Genomic DNA, 19,089 nt, shown 5'->3' with positions numbered 1-19,089 from the left:
CAGGAGCCGCAAAGCCTATTTGTTGCGGGCCAGAAGCTCCTTGACGACCTGATCGGTCACCCGGCCGTCCGACGGCAGGCCGACCGACTTCTGGAAGCTTTTCAATGCCGCCACGGTCTTGTCGCCCATGCTGCCATCAGGCGCACCGGCGTCGAAACCGTTCTTGTTGAGGATCGCCTGGATGTTGCGAATAGCCTTCTTCATGTCGATGGAGGCTGTGTTCACGCCCTTGCCGGTCGTCCATTCCTCCGGAATGTCGGTGCCGTTGGCCTTGGCGTCGGTCGGCTGCACTTTCCAGAGGTCGACCTTGGCGCGAGCGCTTTCGAGATCGGCCGGCTTCATGGCGTTGGCGACCTCGTCGCGCTTCTGAGCGGCGTCCTTGTCGCCGCTCTTTGCGGCGATCGCGAACCACTTGTAGGATTCCTGCAGATCCGCCTTCACGCCGTTGCCGCGCGCATAGAGGATCGCGAGGTTGAACTGGCTGTCGGACACGCCGAGGTTGGCGGCGCGGATGAACCAGTTTGCCGCCGAATCATAATCCTGCTGGCCGGCAGCGCCCGAGGCGTAGAGGACGGCGAGGTTATGCATGGCGCTGGCGTTGCCCTGATTGGAGGCCTGCTCGTAATATTGCTTGGCCTTGGCCAGATCGTGGTCGATGCCGTTGCCCTTCTCGTACATGCTGGCAAGACGGTACTGCGCGGGCGCGTAACCCTTGTCGGCCGAAAGCTGATACCAGCTTGCCGCTTGCTTGAGATCCGCCGCGACGCCGCGACCATCCGTATAGCGTGCGCCGATTTCGAAAAGCGCGACCGGGTCGCCCGACTTGGCGGCGGCGGCGAGCGAAGGCGGCTGGATGCCGTCGGGCACACTGATGTCCGTTGGCGCTGAGGAAGCTGCTGCCGGCGCTGCCTTGTCGGCCGGAACGAAGGCTGCCGTCTGCTGTGCGGACGGCGGCGTGCTGCCGACCGGAGCCAGAGCCTCGCTTGCCTGGTTGCCGTCGAGCGGAGCAGCGACCGTCAGGTGATCGTTTGTCTGCGCAGGGGCCGGATTGGTGGGCGCTGCCGTCTGTTGAACGTCCGCCGCATTGCCCGTGGAAACGGCAGGCAAGGCGGATTGGTTTGCGAGCTGCTGGTTGTTCACCATCGGGCTTGCATTGGCGGCGATGCCGTTGGTCGCGGCGCTGGCTGCCGGCGAGGCCATCGTCGAGACCTCTGCGGGCGGCAGGGCCTTTTGGCCGCGCGTCAGCGTGTTGACCAGCGGAAACGCCATGATGGCGAGCAGGGCTGCGCCGACGGCAAGCAGGATCGGCCGACGGAAGCGCGAAAATGCACCGCCCTTTTTTGCGTCCTTCTTGGACGAAGGGGTCGAGCGCTGCGTCTGGTCGACTTCCATCGCCGCTGCCTGAGCGGCGCGGCGGGCTGCTGCGATATAGTCGGCGCGTTCGATTTCGGTCGGCTGGCGGCTGTTGCCGTTGCGCGCGGCATTCTGGCTGGCGCGCACGCGCTCCAGGATTTTTTTGATGTCGGGCGCGCCCGAGCCCGGCTCCAGCAGCGCGTTGGCCTCTTCGGCGGGCATCATGTCGGCGGGATCGATCGACGGCGCCTGTTCGATGACCGGGCGGTCCGGCGGGAAGATCGGTTCCGCCTTTTCGGGCGTGAACAAACGCTTGCCAAGGCTGGCGAGCAGACCGGCCTTCGAGCCGCTCTTCTTCGCAGCCGCCTTGATTTCGGCTTTCGTGTTGGCATCGATCGCTTCCGCGATGGCGACCTCGGAAGAGACGGCGGATTCGGCGGGCGCAATCGTGCGGATGATCGGCCCGGCCTTCTGCTGCCCGGCCATCGGCGGTTTCACTGCCGGCGCATTCTCTTCGGCGAAGACGTCGCTTTCGAAGCCGGCGCCGGGCATGGCAGGTGTCGGCCGGCGATGCTCCATGTGATCCAGGCGGTCGGCGATCTGCAGCAGCGTGCCATGCAGCGCCTCGAAGGTGCGGTGCGTGCGTTCGTCGCTGCTGCGGCTGAGATCCTCTAAATGGCGAAGATCCTCGGCGAGCGCGCTAAGAGCGGACATATCGACGGCCTGCACGCCATTGCCGATCCCGCCGTCCCGGGAATAGGCCTCGACGACTGCTTCCGCCGCGTGGCGCGCCGCTTCGATGATGTATTCGTCATTGGTCGCCATATAGTCTTCGATGGCGCTCATCCGGCGGTCGAAATCGACCGGGATGTGGTCGGCAGCAGCCCTCGGTTCATTCGTCAGCAATGCGGACAGATGGGCAATCTGCTCTTCGAGATTGCGCAGCGCCTGCGTGTCCGTGGGCGCTGCGGCCGTGCTGGCCTCCAGCCGTGCCGCGATATCGGACAGGCGCCCCTCCAGCCGGTGAGCCATGCCGTCGTCGAGGCCGGCCGCGGGAAGCGGCGGATGAAAATCCATCTCGTCGATGCGGCGGGCCAGGTAATCGAGCCGGTCCGCCAGCACGTGATCGACCGACCCATGCTCCAGTGCATCGATCTTGTGGGAGATGTCGGCGAGATAACCGACGAGCTCGGGCTGCACGGCGGCCTTCTGCGAGTGCTCCATCATGTAGGAAAGCTGGTCCAGACGTTCCTCGAGCCGGGCGACGGCCTTGGCGCTGCCCAATTCGTCGATACGCACGGCGAGCGCTTCAAGACGACCGGAGAGATCGTCGGCCGGCTGGCGCCGCGCCGCATCGCGGCCCATCAGGTCTATCTGATCGGCAAGGCCGCCGATGCGGCCTTCCAGCCGTTGCATCGCCTGATCCTGCGGCTGCATCATGCTGCCGAAGCTCTCCACGGCGGTCGCGATCGCCAGCAGCTTGTTTTCCAGGGCATGCACGGCCGGGCTGTCGTTCCTGCCGGCCAGCTGCTGTTTCATGTCGTCGAGGCGATAAGCAAGCGAAACGAGCTCATCCTGCAGGCCGGCGGTGTCGATTGCCTTAACCTGGCGCTCGACATGATGCAGGGATTCCTCGCGGGCAAGGCCGTCCATCAGGGAGCGGAGCTCGTCGAACTCGGCCTTCAGGCCCATCGTTTCCGGCTGGCCAGCGAGTTGATTGATGCTGTCGGCAAGGCGAGTCATGTCTTCGCGAACGTCGGCGGCGAATTGCGTGTTCTGCGCGCTCTCGCGGATGTCGCGGATTTCGAGGCGTAAGGCGCCGACTTCGCGGGTCACGCTTTCGGCGATGTCACGCTTGAGATCCTGGCGAAGGTTGACGAGCGCCTGGGCGATGTCGACTGAGCTTTCGGCGGTCGGCCGCTGCGGCTGGCGCGCGGAGGTATAAGGATCGACCGGCCGGCGGGTCGGCTGTGGTTCGGCATGGGCGATATCGTCACGGCGCGCGTGCAGCCGCTCGCGGTTCGCCTCAAGCGCGCGCTGGCGCTGGCGGATCTCCGCAAGCGGGTCGGGACGAATATCGTTTTCCTGACGCTCGGCACGCAGCGGGCGTTCATAGGGTCGGCTGACCGGGGCCTCGCGTTCGACGCGGGGTGACATGCGCTCCGGTACGGCGGCCCGCTCGGGAGCGGCTGCATAGCCGCCGGCAACGCGCTGGCGGGTCTCCCGGGAGGCGGCGGTGCCCATCAGGCCCTCTATGCGCGCCTCCAGCCCCTCGATCGTGCGGCTCAAAGCGTCCAGCGACGCCCAGTCGCCCGTACCGGTAGGATTTGATCGCGATCCGCTCATGTCTTTTGCTCGCTTCGAACTATCGACCACTACGGGCCACCGGACTGACAGGACGAGGACATCGCGACGTTTCCGCGCCGCCCGCATCCCACCATTCGGAAAGGGATAAATATATTGGCTTTCCTCAAACCGAGCCGCAAAACGGCGTTTCCTCAAAGGACAAAATTGAAGAAACGCGAAGCATTGCTGCTCAACTCGTACAATTTACGAAACGTGGTAAACAACTCGTTAAGTTTTGCCGAAGTCTTAACCTTTTATTTCGGTTCCATAATCGAATGTTCGGATATTCTTATGAAGGGACTGCGCCGGCGGCACCTCCAAAACCGGTGTTTCCCACTGCCTGGATCCAACAGTTCCCGCATCGCCCGTCACCAAAATTTCAACGCGCGGCACAAATTTGACGTTTACGCAAACGTCAATATTTTGTAAGAGTAGCCCAGTGGCCGGAATCTGAGATCCGGCGGCGAATTGGAGGAATTCGAGAAATGCCAGTCTACAAGGCACCGGTGAACGATACGCTCTTCGTCCTGAACGATGTGCTCGGGCTCGAGCGTTACAACAATCTGCCGGGTTACGCCGAAGCCACGCCCGACATGATCGAAGCGATCGTCGGCGAAGCGGCCAAGCTGTCCGAAGAGGTGCTCTTCCCCCTGAACTATTCGGGCGACCAGGAAGGCTGCGTGCGCCATGATGACGGCACCGTCTCGACGCCGAAGGGCTTCAAGGACGCCTATCGCGCCTATCGCGAAGGCGGCTGGCTGGGCCTGGCGGTGCCGGAGGAGTTCGGCGGCCAGGGGCTTCCCTATGTGCTGCATTGCGCTGTCGGCGAATACACCTCCGCCGCCAATATGTCGCTGATGATGTATCCCGGCCTCACCCAGGGCGCGATCGCGGCCGTCCTCGTGCATGGCTCCGACGCGCAGAAGCAGACCTATCTGCCGAAGATGGTCGATGGCACATGGTCCGGCACCATGAACCTCACCGAGCCACATTGCGGCACCGATCTCGGGCTGCTGCGCACCAAGGCGGTTCCGCAAGGCGACGGCAGCTACAAGATTTCCGGCCAGAAGATCTTCATTTCCGCCGGCGAACAGGACATGACGGACAATATCGTCCATCTCGTTCTTGCTCGCATCGAGGGGGCGCCTGAAGGCACCAAGGGCATTTCGCTGTTCATCGTTCCGAAGTTCCTCGTTAGGGAAGACGGTTCGCTCGGAGCGCGCAACCCGGTCTCCTGCGGCGCGATCGAGCATAAGATGGGCATCCATGGCAACGCGACCTGCGTGATGAACTATGACGAGGCCACCGGTTTCCTGATCGGCGCCGAGAACAAGGGCCTCAACGCCATGTTCGTCATGATGAACGAGGCGCGCCTCGGCGTCGGCCTGCAGGGGCTTTCGATCGCCGAGATTGCCTATCAGAACGCCGCCGCCTATGCCCGCGAACGCATCCAGGGCCGCGCGCTCTCCGGCCCTAAGGCGCCGGACAAGAAGGCCGATCCGATCATCGTCCATCCCGATATCCGCCGCACGCTGATGACCATCCGTGCCTTCAACGAGGCCGGCCGTGCCTTTCTGCTGTGGACGGCGCTGAAGTCTGATATCGCCCATCGCTCGCCAGACGAGAAGGAACGCCAGTCCGCCGACGATATTCTCGGCCTGGCGACGCCGATCCTCAAGGGCGTGATGACTGACAAGGGTTTCGAACATGCCGTCATGGCGCAGCAGGTGTTTGGCGGCCACGGCTATATCGAAGAGCATGGCATGAGCCAGTATGTCCGCGATGCCCGCATCACCATGATCTATGAAGGGGCCAACGGCATTCAGGCGCTGGATCTCGTCGGCCGCAAGCTGGCGCTGAACGGCGGCCGCGCCGTCATGGCCATGTTCAAGGAGATCGGCGATTTCTGCGAGGAGCATCGCAACGACGAACAGATGGGCTTCTTCACCAAGCATTTGAAGAAGGGCTTGAACGACGTGCAGGCCGCGACCATGTGGTTCATGCAGAACGCCATGGCCAAGCCCGACAATGCCGGTGCCGGCTCGACCGATTACATGCACCTCTTCGGCCTCGTCGTCCTCGGCTATATGTGGGCGAAGATGGCGAAGGCGGCGCAGGATGGCCTTGCGAACGGCGACAGCGCGCGCGAAGACTATTTGAAGAACAAGCTTGTCACGGCGCGGTTCTACATGGAGCGCATCATGCCGGAAACGGCGCTGCGCAAGGCCCGCATCGAAACCGGCGCAGACACGATGATGGAACTGGCGGCGGAAGCCTTTTGAATTCTACCTTCTCCCCGAGAGGAGAAGGGGGAATTCGCGGCTTCGGTCGCCATATGCTGAATTGGAAGGCGGCACGCCGCCGCAGGGAGATGAGACATGACCGAGGTTTTCATTTACGACCATGTGCGCACGCCGCGCGGGCGGGGCAAGAAGGATGGATCGCTGCACGAAGTGCCGTCCGTGCGCCTTGCCGCCAAGACGCTTGAAGCGATCCGCGACCGCAACGGTCTCGACACAGCGACGGTTGACGACATCATCATGGGCTGCGTCGATCCGGTCATGGAAGCCGGCGCCGTCATCCCGAGGGGGGCTGCCTTCGAAGCGGGCTACTCCACCAAGGCGCCCGGCATGCAGATTTCCCGTTTCTGCGCCTCCGGCCTCGATGCCGTGAATTTCGGCGCGGCCAAGATCGCGCAAGGGGCTGATGATATCGTCATTGCCGGCGGCGTCGAAAGCATGTCGCGCGTCGGTCTCGGCATGTCCGGCGGCGCGTGGTTCATGGATCCCTCGGTCAACTTCCCGGCCTATTTCATGCCGCAGGGCGTCTCAGCCGATCTGATCGCCACCAAATACGGCTTCTCGCGCGATGATGTCGATGCCTATGCCGTCGAAAGCCAGAAGCGCGCGGCCAATGCCTGGGAGAAGGGCTATTTCAAGAATTCCGTCGTCTCGGTGAAGGACATCAACGGCCTGACCATTCTGGACCGCGACGAGCATATGCGCCCCGGCACCGACATGCAGGCGCTGGCCTCGCTCAATCCCTCCTTCCAGATGCCCGGCGAGATGGGCGGCTTCGAAGCCGTCGGCATCCAGGCGCATCCGGAAGTGGAGCGCATCAATTATGTCCATCATGCCGGCAATTCTTCCGGCATCGTCGATGGCGCTGCCGCCGTACTGCTCGGCTCCAAGGCGGGCGGCGAGAGCATGGGCTTGAAGCCGCGCGGCCGCATCAAGGCTTTCGCCAATATCGGCTCCGATCCGGCGCTGATGCTGACCGGCCCCGTCGACGTCACCGAAAAGCTCTTGAAGCGCAGCGGCATGACCCTTGCCGATATCGATCTCTTCGAACTCAACGAAGCCTTCGCCGCCGTCGTGCTGCGCTATATGCAGGCCTTCGACATTCCGCACGACAAGATCAACGTCAACGGCGGCGCCATCGCCATGGGCCATCCGCTGGGTGCCACCGGCGCGATGATCCTCGGCACCGTGCTGGACGAGCTGGAGCGCCGCGACCTCAATACCGCGCTGGTCACGCTCTGCATCGGCGCCGGCATGGGCACGGCCACGATCATCGAACGCGTCTGAGGGAGGGGAAACCAATGGCTTACACAAATTTCACTGTCGAGACCGACGCAGACGGCGTAGCACTCGTCACCTGGGACATGCCCGGCAAGTCCATGAACGTCTTCACCGCCGAGGTGATGGACGAGCTGAACGCCATCATCGACGCGACAGTTGCCGATGCAGCCGTCAAGGGCGTGGTCTTCACCTCGGGCAAATCGTCCTTCTCCGGCGGTGCCGATCTGTCGATGATCAAGTCGATGTTCTCGTTCTATCAGGAGGAGAAGGCCAGGGATCCGGCCGCCGCGACGCAGAAGCTCTTCGATCTTGTCGGTCGCATGACCGGCCTGTTCCGCAAGCTGGAGACCTGCGGCAAGCCGTGGGTTTCGGCCATCAACGGCACCTGCATGGGCGGTGCCTTCGAGCTGTCGCTGGCCTGCCACGGACGCGTCGCTTCGAGCGCCAAGAGCGTCAAGATCGCGCTGCCCGAGGTCAAGGTCGGCATCTTCCCGGGTGCCGGCGGCACGCAGCGTGTGTCACGATTGACTGACGCTCAATCGGCTTTGCAGATAATGACGACGGGCCAGTCGCTGACGGCGGTGCGCGCCAAGGCGATGAACCTGGTGCATCAGGTGGTCGAGCCGGATCAGCTGATCCCCGCGGCCAAACAGATGATCAAGGACGGCCTGAAGCCGGTCGCACCCTGGGATGAAAAGGGTTTCAAGGCGCCGGGCGGCGGCATCTGGACGCCGGCCGCAGCCCAGCTCTGGCCGGCAGCCCCGGCCATCCTGCGCCGCGAGACATCGGGCAATTATCCGGCCGCACTCGCTATCTTGAAATGCGTCTATGAAGGTCTGCAGGTTCCCTTCGACACCGGCCTGAAGATCGAGCAGCGCTATTTCACGCATGTGCTGCAGACCACCGAAGCCTATTCGATGATCCGCTCGCTGTTCATCTCCATGCAGGAGCTCGGCAAGGGTGCCCGCCGCCCGGCGGGACAGCCCAAGACGGAGTTGAAGAAAGTCGGCGTTGTCGGCGCCGGTTTCATGGGGGCTTCCATCGCCTATGTCACCGCAGCGGCCGGCATCCCGGTCACGCTCATCGATCGTGATATGGAAGCCGCGACCAAGGGCAAGGGTGTCGGCGAAGGTTTGGTCAAGGATTCAATTGGTAAGGGAAGACTGACTCAGGATGAGGGAGCAGCCCTGCTTTCCCGCATCACGCCCTCGGCCGATTACTCCGATCTGAAGGATGCGGATCTCGTCATCGAGGCGGTGTTCGAGGATCGCGACGTCAAGAAGGCCGTCATCGAAGCGGTGGAAGCCGTGCTGCCGGCAGGCGCCATCTTCGCCTCCAACACCTCGACGCTGCCGATCTCCGGCCTTGCCAGGAATTCCAAGCGCCCGGCGGATTTCATCGGCGTCCATTTCTTCTCGCCCGTCGAGAAGATGATGCTGACCGAGGTCATCCTCGGCAAGGAAACGGGCGACCGTGCCATTGCCGTCGCGCTGGATTACGTCGCCGCCATCAAGAAGACGCCGATCGTCGTCAACGACACCCGCGGCTTCTTCGTCAATCGCTGCGTCTTCCGTTACATCCATGAAGCCTATGACATGCTGATCGAAGGCGTGCCCGCGGCGATGATCGAGAATGCCGCCAAGATGGCCGGCATGCCTGTCGGCCCGCTGGCGCTCAACGACGAAGTTGCCATCGATCTGTCCTACAAGATCCTGAAGGCGACCGTCGCGGATCTCGGTGAGAAAGCGGTCGATCCGCGTCACATGCAGCTAGTCAGTGGTCTTGTGGAAGGCGAAGGTCGCCTCGGTCGGAAGAATACCAAGGGTTTCTACGACTATCCGCCGAAACCGGCCAAGAAGTCGCTTTGGCCGGGCCTGAAAGAGCTTTATCCGCAGAAGAAGGCCGATGACGTCGATGTCGGCGTGCTGAAGCAGCGCTTCCTCGTCACCATCGCGCTTGAGGCGGCGCGTACCATGGAAGAGGGCATCGTCACCGATCCACGTGAGGCCGATGTCGGCTCCATTCTCGGCTTCGGCTTTGCACCTTATACCGGTGGCGCGCTGTCTTACATCGATGGCATGGGCGCCCAGGCTTTTGTCGATCTCTGCGAAAAGCTCGCGACGGCCTATGGTCCGCATTTCAAACCAACGGCACTCCTGAAGGACATGGCCGTGAAGGGCGAGAGCTTCTACGGCCGCTTCAATCCCTACGGCGTCGAGAAGGCGGCTTGAGGCAATAATCCATCGCGGACAGCAAAAAATGGGCCGCTTCTGTCGGGAGCGACCCTTTTCGTTCGTCCTCTGCTCAGTCCATCAAACCGAGGAGAGTGACATGACAGAGATCATCGGCAATCGCGACGAGGCCGAAGCCATTGGTGCCGTGCTTGCAAGCTGGGCCACCGCCCTTGGCAACAAGCATGCGGCTGGTGTCGTTGGGCATCTGAGCGACGATATCGTCAGCTTCACGCTGGCGGCACCCCTGGTGCACAAGGGCAAAGGTGCAGATGGCTTGGAGAATTGGTTTTCGACCTGGCAAGGCCCGATCGGCGGCGATGCCGTCGACGTCAAGCTGACTGTCGGTGAAGACGTCGCCTTCTGGACCGGGCTTGTGCATATGACTGGCCGGAAGACCGATGGCTTCGAAGTCGACCTCTGGTTCCGCCAGACGCTCGGCCTCAGAAAGCAGGCCGGCGTCTGGAAGATCGTGCATGAGCACACGTCGGTGCCATTTGCGATGGACGGCAGCGGCCGCGCCGAACTCGAACTGAAACCGTAAGGATTATCTTACGCTATGCTCAAGGGTTTCTCCTTGCCAGCCCGCAGGGCAACGACACCCCAGCCGACCAGCAGAAGGATCGCCGCCGCGTAAATGTCGGCTGCCGCAGCAAATCCGAGCGCCTTCGACAGGAAGCCTGCCAGGATCGCCGGCACGCTGAAGGCGAGGTAGCTCTGGATATAGAAGGCCGAAAGCAGCCCGGCGCGCTCGTCCGGCTTCGCCAGCGGCATGATGCTGCGCACGGTGCCGAGGAAAGTCGCGCCGAAGCCTGCGCCGGCGATCAGCGTTCCCGCGGCAAGGATCGACACCTCAGCCGCATGCACGCCGGCGACGACAGTCAATACGCCGAGCGTCATGCTCGATATGCCAAATGTCATTGATGTCGCGGACGATCTCTTGCGCAGCAGAAACACAGCACCCGCGCCGCTGATCGTCAGCGCCGCGACCACGGAGCCGCCGACGAGAGGCGCCGTGCTGCCGGTCGTCGCACTCACGAGCGAGGGCACCAGCGATAGATAGAAGCCGCCGAGGGCCCAGACGGCAACATTGATCGGCGTCAGCGCCAGCAATGTGCGGCGAGCCTGCGGCGGAACCGCCACTTCCGGCTTCAGCGATGCGAGAAGCCCGGCCCGGCGTCGGGTCGTTTCCGGCACCAGCCAGAGAAGCACGGCCTGAATGGCAAGCAGGACGAGCGTCACGGCATAGACAGACAGCGTTGGCGCCGGCGCGTACTCGACCAGCAGGCTCGTACCGAGCGCGCCGATCGCCATGCCGGCAAGCGGCGCAAGGCTGTTGGTGATCGAACCCTTGATCGGATCGAGATCGACAAGCGCGGCGCCGATGGAGCTTGCTGCGGCGCCCGTTGCCAGGCCCTGCACGATGCGCGCGGCAATCAGCCAATTCGGACCCTCGGCCATTAAAAACAACGCCATCGCCACCATATTGAGGAGGATGGACACAAAGATCACCGGGCGGCGGCCGAGATGATCGGAGATCGAACCGACGATGAGCAGCGCGACGAGCAGGGCGAAGGCATAGACGGCGAAGATCACCGTGATCAGCACCGGCGAAAAGGCGAAGGCCTGCTGGTAGAGGCGATAAAGCGGTGTCGGCGCGGAGGAAGCGGCAAAGAACAGGGCGCTCGTCGCTGCATAATAGAACGGCGCCAGGCGTCTGGCCGGCGAAATCGGAGTGCTGGCAGTGGATTCGATCGAGGGCATCGACTATATCCTGCTTAAAGCTAAAAGATTGCGTTAGGCTCATATAGAGCGCCGCATGCACAAAAGCAAATAATTTGCGTTAGTGGACAGTCAACCCCGTTCACGATAGGCAAAAGGGAAAGATTGGCAAGGTTTATGGGCTATAGGGAAAACCCGCGTCCGGGTGGGCGCAGCGCCAGGGTTCAGGCTGCGGTGCACCAGTCCGTCCGCGATATGCTCTCGACAATGGATCGCGCCGATGTGACGATCCCGTTGATTGCGCAGCGCGCCAATGTCACGCCGTCGACGATCTATCGCCGCTGGGGCGATCTGCAGGAGCTCCTGGCCGATGTCGCTGCCTCGCGCCTGCAGCCTGACGGCGCGCCGCCAAAGATCGGCAGCGCGCGCGACGATCTCGAAGCCTGGGTCGAGCAATATGCAGACGAAATGGCCTCCGGCGTCGGCCGGGAGATGATCCGCGATGTGCTCTCGGCCGCCGATGCGACAAATGCCGAAAGGTGCAGCGGCTACACCCAGCATCAATTATGTGTGCTCATTGCCCGGGCCAAGGAATACGGTGAAGCCTTTCCGACCCTGGTCGAGCTGATGGATCACGTCATTTCGCCGATCATGTATCGCGTCCTTTTCGATCAGGCGCCCGGCACAGATTATGTTCGCGAACTCATCGCACGAGCAATGCCGAGGGACACATCCCGAACTTGAGACGGCGTCGATTCCGGCGCACGACTCACCAGACGCTGTCGGGCTGTCTTCTTTGCGACTTTGATTGGTTGCCCGCAACTGACGAACAAGTTAACGGATGAATACACGCAAAAATTGTCAATGCAATGGAATTTCCTTGGAATACGCGTGCCGGAATGGGGCTCTTCGTCAATTTGTTATTGAAAAATAAAGCAGAAGATGATGCTAATTATCTTTAGCGAATTCAACGGCAACGCGAAGGGGTCTGCTCAATGCTTAATGAATTCAAGGCATTTATCGCACGCGGCAATGTCATGGATCTCGCCGTCGGAGTGATCATCGGCGGTGCTTTCGGCGGCATCGTGAAATCGCTGGTTGACGATATCATCATGCCGGTCGTCGGTGCGATTTTCGGCGGCTTCGATTTCTCGAACTACTTCTTCGGTCTCTCCTCGGCGGTCAATGCGCCGACACTGGCGGCTGCCCGCGCCCAGGGTGCGGTTTTCGCCTACGGTAATTTCATCACCGTCCTCATCAACTTCCTCATCCTCGCCTGGATCATCTTCCTGATGGTCAAGGGCGTGAACACGTTGCGCAAGCAAGTCGAGCGCAAGGAAGAGAAGATCGCCGAGGCAGCGCCTCCGCCGGCGGATGTGCAGTTGCTCACCGAGATCCGCGACCTTCTCGCCAAGCGTTGAGGGGGTTCCGCGCCGCTGATTTTAAAGCCTCGGCCCGACAAGGGCCGGGGCTTTATTCATCACCAAAATCGATCGATCACTAAGGCAAAGTCATGGGATTTGCCCACCATTGTGCTCTATGAAGGCGAAAACCGGAGACTTTGCATGTCGATACTGAATAGCCTCAGCCCGCGTGCGCTTGCAGCACCCGAAAGCGGGATCGTCGAAGTTGTGAATTATGCCCGTGGCCGTGACGGCCTCCTGCCGCTCTGGGTCGGCGAGGGCGATCTGCCGACGCCGGATTTCATCAATCGCGCCGCCATGGCCTCGCTCAACGCCGGCGAAACCTTCTACACCTGGCAACGCGGCATTCCGGAACTGCGCCAGGCGCTCGCCGATTACTATGGCCGGCACTTCGGCACCTCCTTGCCGATGGAGCATTTCTACGTCACCGGCTCCGGCATGCAGGCGATCCAGCTTTCCGTACAGGCGATCACCTCGCCCGGCGACGAAATGGTCTATCTGACACCCGCCTGGCCGAATATCGCCGCCGCGCTGGAGATATCAGGCGCCCGCTCCGTCGATGTGCCGCTGCAGTTCGAGAATGGCAAATGGTCGCTCGATCTCGGGCGTCTCGAGGCTGCGATCACGCCGAAGACCAAGGGTCTTTTCATCAACACCCCATCAAACCCGACCGGCTGGACGGCAACGCATCAGGATCTTGCCGATATTCTGGCGCTGGCGCGAAAGCACGGTCTCTGGATCATGGCCGACGAAATCTACGCGCTCTACTATTATGCCGGCGGCCGCGCGCCGAGTTTCCTCGATATCAAGGAAGCCGACGACAAGATCCTCTTCGTCAATTCCTTCTCGAAGAACTGGTCGATGACCGGCTGGCGGGTCGGCTGGATCGTCGCGCCGGCCGAACTCGGCCAGGTAATCGAAAATCTCGTACAATATTCGACATCCGGCGTCGCGCAATTCATGCAGCGCGGCGCGGTCGCCGCCCTGAACGAGGGCGATGACTTCGTTCGCTCGAACATCGCCAAGGCCACCCGTTCTCGCGATATTCTCTGCGATGCCCTGATCGCCACCAATCGCGTGCAGACGCTGAAGCCGGATGGAGCGCTCTATTCCTTCCTCAAGATCGACGGCGTCACCGACAGCCGCGGAGCCGCCATCGACATCGTCGACAAGACCGGCGTTGGCCTCGCGCCCGGAACGGCTTTCGGGCAGGGCGGCGAACTCTTCCTGCGCGCCTGCTTCCTGCGCGACGCGGCTCAGGTCGCCGATGCCGCAGAGCGGTTGAGCCGGTATATTTTGAGTTTGTAACGAGAAGCATCTTCGCGATTGCCGCACCTCTGATACCCCCTCTGTCACGACAGTGACAGAGGGGGATGCGCATCCTCCTCGATATCGATACTTACCCGTCGTATAGCCAATCGATAAAATGCGACCGATCCCGCAAATCCCTACCTAACCATAGAAACAAACTTCCCCTTCCTACAGTCTGCTCAGCGCAGGCTTTTAATCAAATCGCACGAATACAACCCTCATATATCGCCGATACGACTTGGCGGGGACGCGAAGAATGACGGTGTTGGTGACGGGCGGAGCCGGATATATCGGCAGCCATATGGTCTGGAGATTGCTTGAAGCGGGCGAGGACGTGGTGGTCGTCGACCGCCTTTCGACCGGTTTTCGCTGGGCTGTTCCGCCCGCCGCCCGGTTCTATCTCGGCGACATGGCGGACGAAGCGCTGCTGCAGAAGATTTTCGCCGAAAACGACATAGACGCCATCATCCACTTTGCCGGTTCGGCCGTGGTGCCGATGTCGATCGAGGATCCTCTCGCCTATTACGAAAACAACACCGGCAAGACCCGCATCCTGATGAGCGCCGCCGTCAAGGCTGGCATCCGTCATTTCGTCTTTTCTTCCACCGCCGCCGTCTACGGTCCGCAGCCCGCGGAAAGGCCGGTCAGCGAAGGCGCACCATTGCGGCCTGAATCGCCCTATGGTCAATCCAAGCTCATGTCGGAGCTGATGCTGCGCGATGCCGCTGCGGCCTATGATTTCCGTTATGTCGCGCTGCGCTACTTCAACGTCGCCGGCGCCGACCCTAAGGGGCGGGCCGGCCAGTCGACCGAGGGTGCGACCCATCTCATCAAGGTTGCCTGCGAGGCGGCACTCGGCCGCCGCCATCAAGTGGATATCTATGGCACCGACTATCCGACGCATGACGGAACGGGCGTTCGCGACTACATCCATGTCAGCGATCTTGCGGACGCGCACCTCATGGCGCTGCGCCATCTGCGCAGCGGCGGCCGGCCGCTGGTCGCCAATTGCGGCTATGGCCTGGGCTATTCCGTGCTTGATGTGCTCAACATGGTCATGCGCGTCCATGGCCGTGCTTTCCGCATCCACATGTCGCCGCGCCGGCCGGGCGACACGGCCAGCGTCGTCGCCGATGCGACGCTCGCCCATCGGGAACTCGGCTGGGCGCCGAAATACAATTGCCTGGAAACGATCGTGCGCTCGTCGCTGGATTGGGAACTGCAGCTTGCGCAACGTTCAAGCTTCGATGCGGGCGGGCTCAAGAAGGTCTACGCTGCCCCGAGCATCCGGTAGCCGGAGCCGACGGCATCAACTGTCAGCACCTCTCCAAGGCCCGAGAAAGGCCGGCGCATTCCGGCGTACGGCTTCCGTCAGAAAATCGATGACGGTGCGCACGCGCGGCGATTGGCGCAGATCGCGGTGGCAGGTGATCCAATAGTGGCGCTTGAGATCCACTTCCTGCGGCAGCACGACCTGCAGATCCGGATGCTTGCCGGCGATGAAAAACGGCAGCACGCAAAGCCCCAGTCCGTTCTTGGTCGCCGTCAGTTGCGCGAAGATGCTCGAGCTCTGGAATTGCGGCCTGATGCGCGGATGGACGTCGCCGAGATAGTCCAACCCCGGCGCGAAGATCATGTCCTCGATATAGCCGATGAAAGCGCAGTCGGGCAGGTCGTCGCGGCTCTCGATCGCTCGATGGCTGGCGAGATAATCTTGCGATCCATAGACCTGAAGGTGATAGTCGGTCAGCTTCTCGGTGAAATAGGGGCCGGCCTTCGGCGGGTCGAGCACGACGACGATGTCGGCCTCCTTGCGCGAGAGCGACATGATCTGCTGGATGGTGATCAGCTCCAGCGAAATGGTCGGATGTTTAGCCGTGAATTCCGGCAGCACGCCGGTAAAGAAGAAATTCGAAAAGCCTTCCGGCGCGCTGATGCGCACTACACCGCGCTGCGCCGCCGATCCGGCGGAAAGATCCGTCCGAAGACGCTCGGTTTCCTGCTCCATGCGCTCCGCCGTGTCGATGAACCGCTGGCCCATGCCCGTCAGCATGTAGCCGCGCGGATTGCGCTCGAAGAGCTTGACCTTCAGGGCGAATTCCAGCCGGTCGATGCGGCGCGAAACGGTGGCATGGCTGGTGCGCAACTGCCGGGCCGCGGTCGAAAGCTGCCCGGTTCGCGCCACGGCGAGGAAGAATTGCAGATCGTCCCAGGTAAAGTGCGGCGTGCCCTTCATGTTTCCCCCTTCTGTTCAAAAATGAACAGACCCTGTTTGGAATTAATTGCAATCGCGACTTGCGTCAACGCGCGATTTCCTTGATCCTGCACGTCTCGGAAAGTCGTTTGGAGGAAAGCGGCTGGCCAATTTTGAACAGATTCATTTTTGCCAAATCTCTGGGAGGAGAATATGCGAAAGAGTCTTATTGCATCCCTGGCACTTCTGCTTGCAACCAGCACAGCGGCTTTCGCCGCCGGCGCGTCCGACGGTGTCGTCAAGATCGGCATCCTGAATGACCAGTCGGGCGTCTATGCCGATTTCGGCGGCAAGTCGTCCGTGGAGGCTGCAAAGATGGCCGTCGAGGATTTCGGTGGCAAGGTGCTCGGCGCGCCGATCGAGATCGTCGATGCCGACCATCAGAACAAACCGGATATCGCTTCGAACATCGCCCGCCAGTGGTACGACCAGGACAAGGTCGACGCGATCATGGAGCTGACGACCTCGTCGGTGGCGCTTGCCGTGCAGGCCGTCGCCAAGGAGAAGAAGAAGATCGATATCGTCACCGGCGCTGCAACGACGGATCTGACAGGCAAGCAATGCTCGCCCTATGGCTTCCACTGGGCCTATGACACGCATGCTCTGGCCGTCGGCACCGGCGGCGCGCTGGTCAAGCAGGGGGGCGATACCTGGTTCTTCCTCACGGCCGACTACGCCTTCGGCTATTCGCTGGAGCAGCAGACCGGCGATTACGTCAAGGCAAGCGGCGGCAAGATTTTGGGTTCCGTTCGCCATCCGCTGTCGACGAATGATTTCTCATCCTTCCTTTTGCAGGCGCAATCGTCCGGCGCCAAGGTCATCGGCCTTGCCAATGCCGGCCTCGATACCTCCAACGCCATTAAGCAGGCCTCGGAATTCGGCATCACCCAGGGCGGCCAGCATCTGGCGGCACTTCTCTTCACGCTCGCCGAAGTCCACGGCCTCGGCCTGCAGGCGGCTCAAGGGTTGACGTTGACCGAGGGCTATTACTGGAACCTCGACGACAAGAGCCGCGAATTCGGCAAGCGCTTCTTCGCCCGCACCGGCAAGATGCCGAACATGATCCACGCCGGCACCTATTCCGCCGTCACGCAATATCTGAAGGCGGTGCAGAAGGCCGGCACTGATGATACCGAGGCCGTCGCCAAGGAACTGCATGAAATGCCGGTCGATGATTTCTTCGGCCGCGGCGGCACGGTCGGCGCCAACGGCCGCATGATCCACGACATGTATCTGCTCCAGGTCAAGAAGCCGGATGAGAGCAAGCAGCCGTGGGATTACTTCAACGTGCTGGCAACCATTCCTGGCAAGGAAGCCTATATCGATCCCGCCAAGAGTGGTTGCGATCTCGTCAAGCAATGAGGTTACGGCCGGCCGATGGCGATATCAGCAATAGATCAGCATGAAGAGCCTCGGGTGGTCTTGTCCGCCCGGGGACTCCGCCGCGATTTCGGTGGTTTTACCGCCGTCAAGAATGTCGATCTCGATGTGCAGCATGCCCGCGTCCACGCGCTGATCGGCCCGAACGGCGCCGGCAAGACGACGGTGTTCAACCTGCTCACCAAGTTCCTGCAGCCCACCCACGGCACGATCACGCTGCTCGGCACCGATATTACCCGCACGAGACCCGACAAGGTGGCGCGCATGGGCCTCGTGCGCTCCTTCCAGATTTCGGCTGTTTTTCCGCATCTGACCGTGCTCGACAATGTTCGTGTCGCCTTGCAGAGGACGAGCAATCTCGCCCATCAATTCTGGCGGCCGATCTCGGCGCTCGACAGCCTCAACGCCCGCGCCGAGCAGCTTCTCGCGTCCGTCGGACTTTCGAAGGAGCGGGATGCCGTTGCCGCCGATCTTTCCTATGGCCGCAAGCGCGTGCTGGAGATCGCGACGACCCTGGCGCTCGACCCGAAAGTGCTGCTGCTCGACGAGCCGATGGCCGGCATGGGGCTGGAGGATGTCAACACCGTCTCCGCCATCATCCGCGAGGTGGCGCGCGACAGGGCCGTGCTGATGGTGGAGCATAATCTCTCCGTCGTCGCTGACATCTGCCATCAGGTGACCGTGCTGCAGCGCGGCGAGATCCTGGCTCAGGGCGATTACGCCACGGTCAGCCGCGACCCGCGCGTCCGCGAAGCCTATATGGGCATGGAGGAGGCTTGAGGATGGCGGCGTTGCTCGAAGTCCAGGGGCTGAATGCCTGGTATGGCGAAAGCCACATCCTGCATGGCGTCGACATGCGGGTCGGCGAGGGCGAAACCGTCACCATCCTTGGCCGCAACGGCGTCGGCAAGACGACGACATTGCGCACCATCGTCGGCATCGTCCGCGCGCGCAAGGGCAGGATCGCCTTTGCCGGCGCCGACATGATGCAGGTGCCTTTGCACAAGACCGCCCACAAGGGCATCGGTTTCGTTCCGGAGGAACGCGGCATCTTCTCGACGCTCAGCGTCTATGAAAACCTGATGTTACCGCCGGTCGTGGCATCAGGCGGGATGACGGTCGACGAGATTTTCGAACTGTTTCCCAATCTGCACGAGCGCCGCAACAGCGCCGGCACCAAGCTTTCCGGCGGCGAGCAGCAGATGCTCGCCATGGCGCGCATCCTGCGCACCGGCGTTCGCATGTTGCTGCTCGACGAGCCCACGGAAGGCCTTGCGCCCGTCATCGTCCAGCGCATCGGCGAGGTCCTGCAGAAGCTCAAGGCGCGAGGGATGACCATATTGCTGGTCGAGCAGAACTTCCGTTTCGCCAGCCGCATTGCAGACCGCTTCTATGTGATGGATCACGGCCAGATGGTCTCGGAGTTTCCGGTCGGCGAACTGCCCGAGCGCATGGACATGCTGCACAAAGCGCTGGGGGTCTGAACC

14 protein-coding genes are annotated in these 19,089 nt (G+C 61.9%); 11 read left to right on the top strand and 3 right to left on the bottom strand.

What is annotated here, in order from left to right; genetic code table 11:
• Window positions 1-15: 15 nt before the first annotated feature.
• Window positions 16-3,699 (bottom strand): peptidoglycan-binding protein, encoded by a 3,684-nt coding sequence (locus tag GA0061101_RS23300; RefSeq protein WP_092575090.1) that lies wholly within the window; start codon window positions 3,697-3,699, stop codon window positions 16-18.
• 485 nt (window positions 3,700-4,184) lie between these two features.
• On the opposite strand from GA0061101_RS23300, the gene GA0061101_RS23295 reads away from it, so the two are divergent.
• From GA0061101_RS23295 to GA0061101_RS23280, 4 genes are all read left to right on the top strand, one after another.
• Window positions 4,185-5,981, top strand: coding sequence for an acyl-CoA dehydrogenase C-terminal domain-containing protein (locus GA0061101_RS23295; RefSeq protein WP_092575088.1), 1,797 nt, complete (start codon window positions 4,185-4,187; stop codon window positions 5,979-5,981).
• A gap of 96 nt (window positions 5,982-6,077) precedes the next feature.
• On the top strand, window positions 6,078-7,286 hold the full coding sequence (locus GA0061101_RS23290) for an acetyl-CoA C-acetyltransferase (protein ID WP_092575087.1): 1,209 nt from the start codon (window positions 6,078-6,080) through the stop codon (window positions 7,284-7,286).
• A 14-nt stretch (window positions 7,287-7,300) separates the two neighbouring features.
• The gene (locus tag GA0061101_RS23285) at window positions 7,301-9,511 is read left to right on the top strand and encodes a 3-hydroxyacyl-CoA dehydrogenase NAD-binding domain-containing protein (RefSeq protein ID WP_092575086.1); all 2,211 of its coding nucleotides are present in this window, start codon (window positions 7,301-7,303) and stop codon (window positions 9,509-9,511) included.
• A 100-nt stretch (window positions 9,512-9,611) separates the two neighbouring features.
• A complete protein-coding gene (locus tag GA0061101_RS23280) occupies window positions 9,612-10,055 on the top strand; it encodes a YybH family protein (protein ID WP_092575085.1) in 444 nt (147 codons plus the stop codon).
• Window positions 10,056-10,063: 8 nt separating this feature from the next.
• Here the strand turns inward: GA0061101_RS23280 and GA0061101_RS23275 are convergent, their stop codons facing one another.
• A complete protein-coding gene (locus GA0061101_RS23275) occupies window positions 10,064-11,275 on the bottom strand; it encodes an MFS transporter (RefSeq protein WP_092575084.1) in 1,212 nt (403 codons plus the stop codon).
• Window positions 11,276-11,410: 135 nt separating this feature from the next.
• Here GA0061101_RS23275 and GA0061101_RS23270 point away from each other — a divergent pair, with 135 nt between their 5' ends.
• The 4 genes from GA0061101_RS23270 (at window position 11,411) to galE (ending at window position 15,262) form a co-directional block, all read left to right on the top strand.
• Window positions 11,411-11,977 (top strand): TetR/AcrR family transcriptional regulator, encoded by a 567-nt coding sequence (locus GA0061101_RS23270; RefSeq protein ID WP_037203186.1) that lies wholly within the window; start codon window positions 11,411-11,413, stop codon window positions 11,975-11,977.
• A gap of 251 nt (window positions 11,978-12,228) precedes the next feature.
• Window positions 12,229-12,654: a large conductance mechanosensitive channel protein MscL gene (gene mscL / locus GA0061101_RS23265; RefSeq protein WP_037203190.1), complete on the top strand. Its 426-nt coding sequence runs from the start codon at window positions 12,229-12,231 to the stop codon at window positions 12,652-12,654.
• A 144-nt stretch (window positions 12,655-12,798) separates the two neighbouring features.
• A complete protein-coding gene (locus GA0061101_RS23260; RefSeq protein ID WP_047641031.1) occupies window positions 12,799-13,965 on the top strand; it encodes a pyridoxal phosphate-dependent aminotransferase in 1,167 nt (388 codons plus the stop codon).
• 259 nt (window positions 13,966-14,224) lie between these two features.
• Window positions 14,225-15,262, top strand: coding sequence for a UDP-glucose 4-epimerase GalE (gene galE, locus GA0061101_RS23255; protein ID WP_047641030.1), 1,038 nt, complete (start codon window positions 14,225-14,227; stop codon window positions 15,260-15,262).
• A gap of 15 nt (window positions 15,263-15,277) precedes the next feature.
• On the opposite strand, the gene GA0061101_RS23250 is transcribed toward galE, so the two are convergent.
• Window positions 15,278-16,204: a LysR family transcriptional regulator gene (locus GA0061101_RS23250; protein ID WP_047641029.1), complete on the bottom strand. Its 927-nt coding sequence runs from the start codon at window positions 16,202-16,204 to the stop codon at window positions 15,278-15,280.
• A gap of 171 nt (window positions 16,205-16,375) precedes the next feature.
• On the opposite strand from GA0061101_RS23250, the gene GA0061101_RS23245 reads away from it, so the two are divergent.
• From GA0061101_RS23245 to GA0061101_RS23235, 3 genes are read left to right on the top strand one after another with little or no spacing between them, the layout of a single operon-like run.
• The gene (locus tag GA0061101_RS23245) at window positions 16,376-17,584 is read left to right on the top strand and encodes an ABC transporter substrate-binding protein (RefSeq protein WP_092575082.1); all 1,209 of its coding nucleotides are present in this window, start codon (window positions 16,376-16,378) and stop codon (window positions 17,582-17,584) included.
• A gap of 15 nt (window positions 17,585-17,599) precedes the next feature.
• Window positions 17,600-18,382, top strand: coding sequence for an ABC transporter ATP-binding protein (locus GA0061101_RS23240; RefSeq protein WP_092575081.1), 783 nt, complete (start codon window positions 17,600-17,602; stop codon window positions 18,380-18,382).
• 2 nt (window positions 18,383-18,384) lie between these two features.
• On the top strand, window positions 18,385-19,086 hold the full coding sequence (locus tag GA0061101_RS23235) for an ABC transporter ATP-binding protein (RefSeq protein ID WP_092575079.1): 702 nt from the start codon (window positions 18,385-18,387) through the stop codon (window positions 19,084-19,086).
• The last annotated feature ends 3 nt before the right edge of the window (window positions 19,087-19,089 follow it).

The organism is Martinezella lusitana, assembly GCF_900094565.1.
In the GTDB taxonomy this organism is placed as follows: Bacteria; Pseudomonadota; Alphaproteobacteria; order Rhizobiales; family Rhizobiaceae; genus Rhizobium; species Rhizobium lusitanum.
This window is presented reverse-complemented; position numbering and strand designations above follow the sequence as displayed.

What these genes read in the sequence shown, in the direction of transcription:
- GA0061101_RS23290 (WP_092575087.1), top strand. Translation starts at nt 6,078, where the DNA reads ATGACCGAGGTTTTCATTTACGACCATGTGCGCACGCCGCGCGGGCGG.
- GA0061101_RS23295 (WP_092575088.1), top strand. Translation starts at nt 4,185, where the DNA reads ATGCCAGTCTACAAGGCACCGGTGAACGATACGCTCTTCGTCCTGAAC.
- GA0061101_RS23245 (WP_092575082.1), top strand. Translation starts at nt 16,376, where the DNA reads ATGCGAAAGAGTCTTATTGCATCCCTGGCACTTCTGCTTGCAACCAGC.
- GA0061101_RS23275 (WP_092575084.1), bottom strand. Translation starts at nt 11,275, where the DNA reads ATGCCCTCGATCGAATCCACTGCCAGCACTCCGATTTCGCCGGCCAGA.
- GA0061101_RS23240 (WP_092575081.1), top strand. Translation starts at nt 17,600, where the DNA reads ATGGCGATATCAGCAATAGATCAGCATGAAGAGCCTCGGGTGGTCTTG.
- GA0061101_RS23270 (WP_037203186.1), top strand. Translation starts at nt 11,411, where the DNA reads ATGGGCTATAGGGAAAACCCGCGTCCGGGTGGGCGCAGCGCCAGGGTT.
- GA0061101_RS23285 (WP_092575086.1), top strand. Translation starts at nt 7,301, where the DNA reads ATGGCTTACACAAATTTCACTGTCGAGACCGACGCAGACGGCGTAGCA.
- GA0061101_RS23250 (WP_047641029.1), bottom strand. Translation starts at nt 16,204, where the DNA reads ATGAAGGGCACGCCGCACTTTACCTGGGACGATCTGCAATTCTTCCTC.
- GA0061101_RS23280 (WP_092575085.1), top strand. Translation starts at nt 9,612, where the DNA reads ATGACAGAGATCATCGGCAATCGCGACGAGGCCGAAGCCATTGGTGCC.
- galE (WP_047641030.1), top strand. Translation starts at nt 14,225, where the DNA reads ATGACGGTGTTGGTGACGGGCGGAGCCGGATATATCGGCAGCCATATG.
- GA0061101_RS23300 (WP_092575090.1), bottom strand. Translation starts at nt 3,699, where the DNA reads ATGAGCGGATCGCGATCAAATCCTACCGGTACGGGCGACTGGGCGTCG.
- GA0061101_RS23260 (WP_047641031.1), top strand. Translation starts at nt 12,799, where the DNA reads ATGTCGATACTGAATAGCCTCAGCCCGCGTGCGCTTGCAGCACCCGAA.
- GA0061101_RS23235 (WP_092575079.1), top strand. Translation starts at nt 18,385, where the DNA reads ATGGCGGCGTTGCTCGAAGTCCAGGGGCTGAATGCCTGGTATGGCGAA.
- mscL (WP_037203190.1), top strand. Translation starts at nt 12,229, where the DNA reads ATGCTTAATGAATTCAAGGCATTTATCGCACGCGGCAATGTCATGGAT.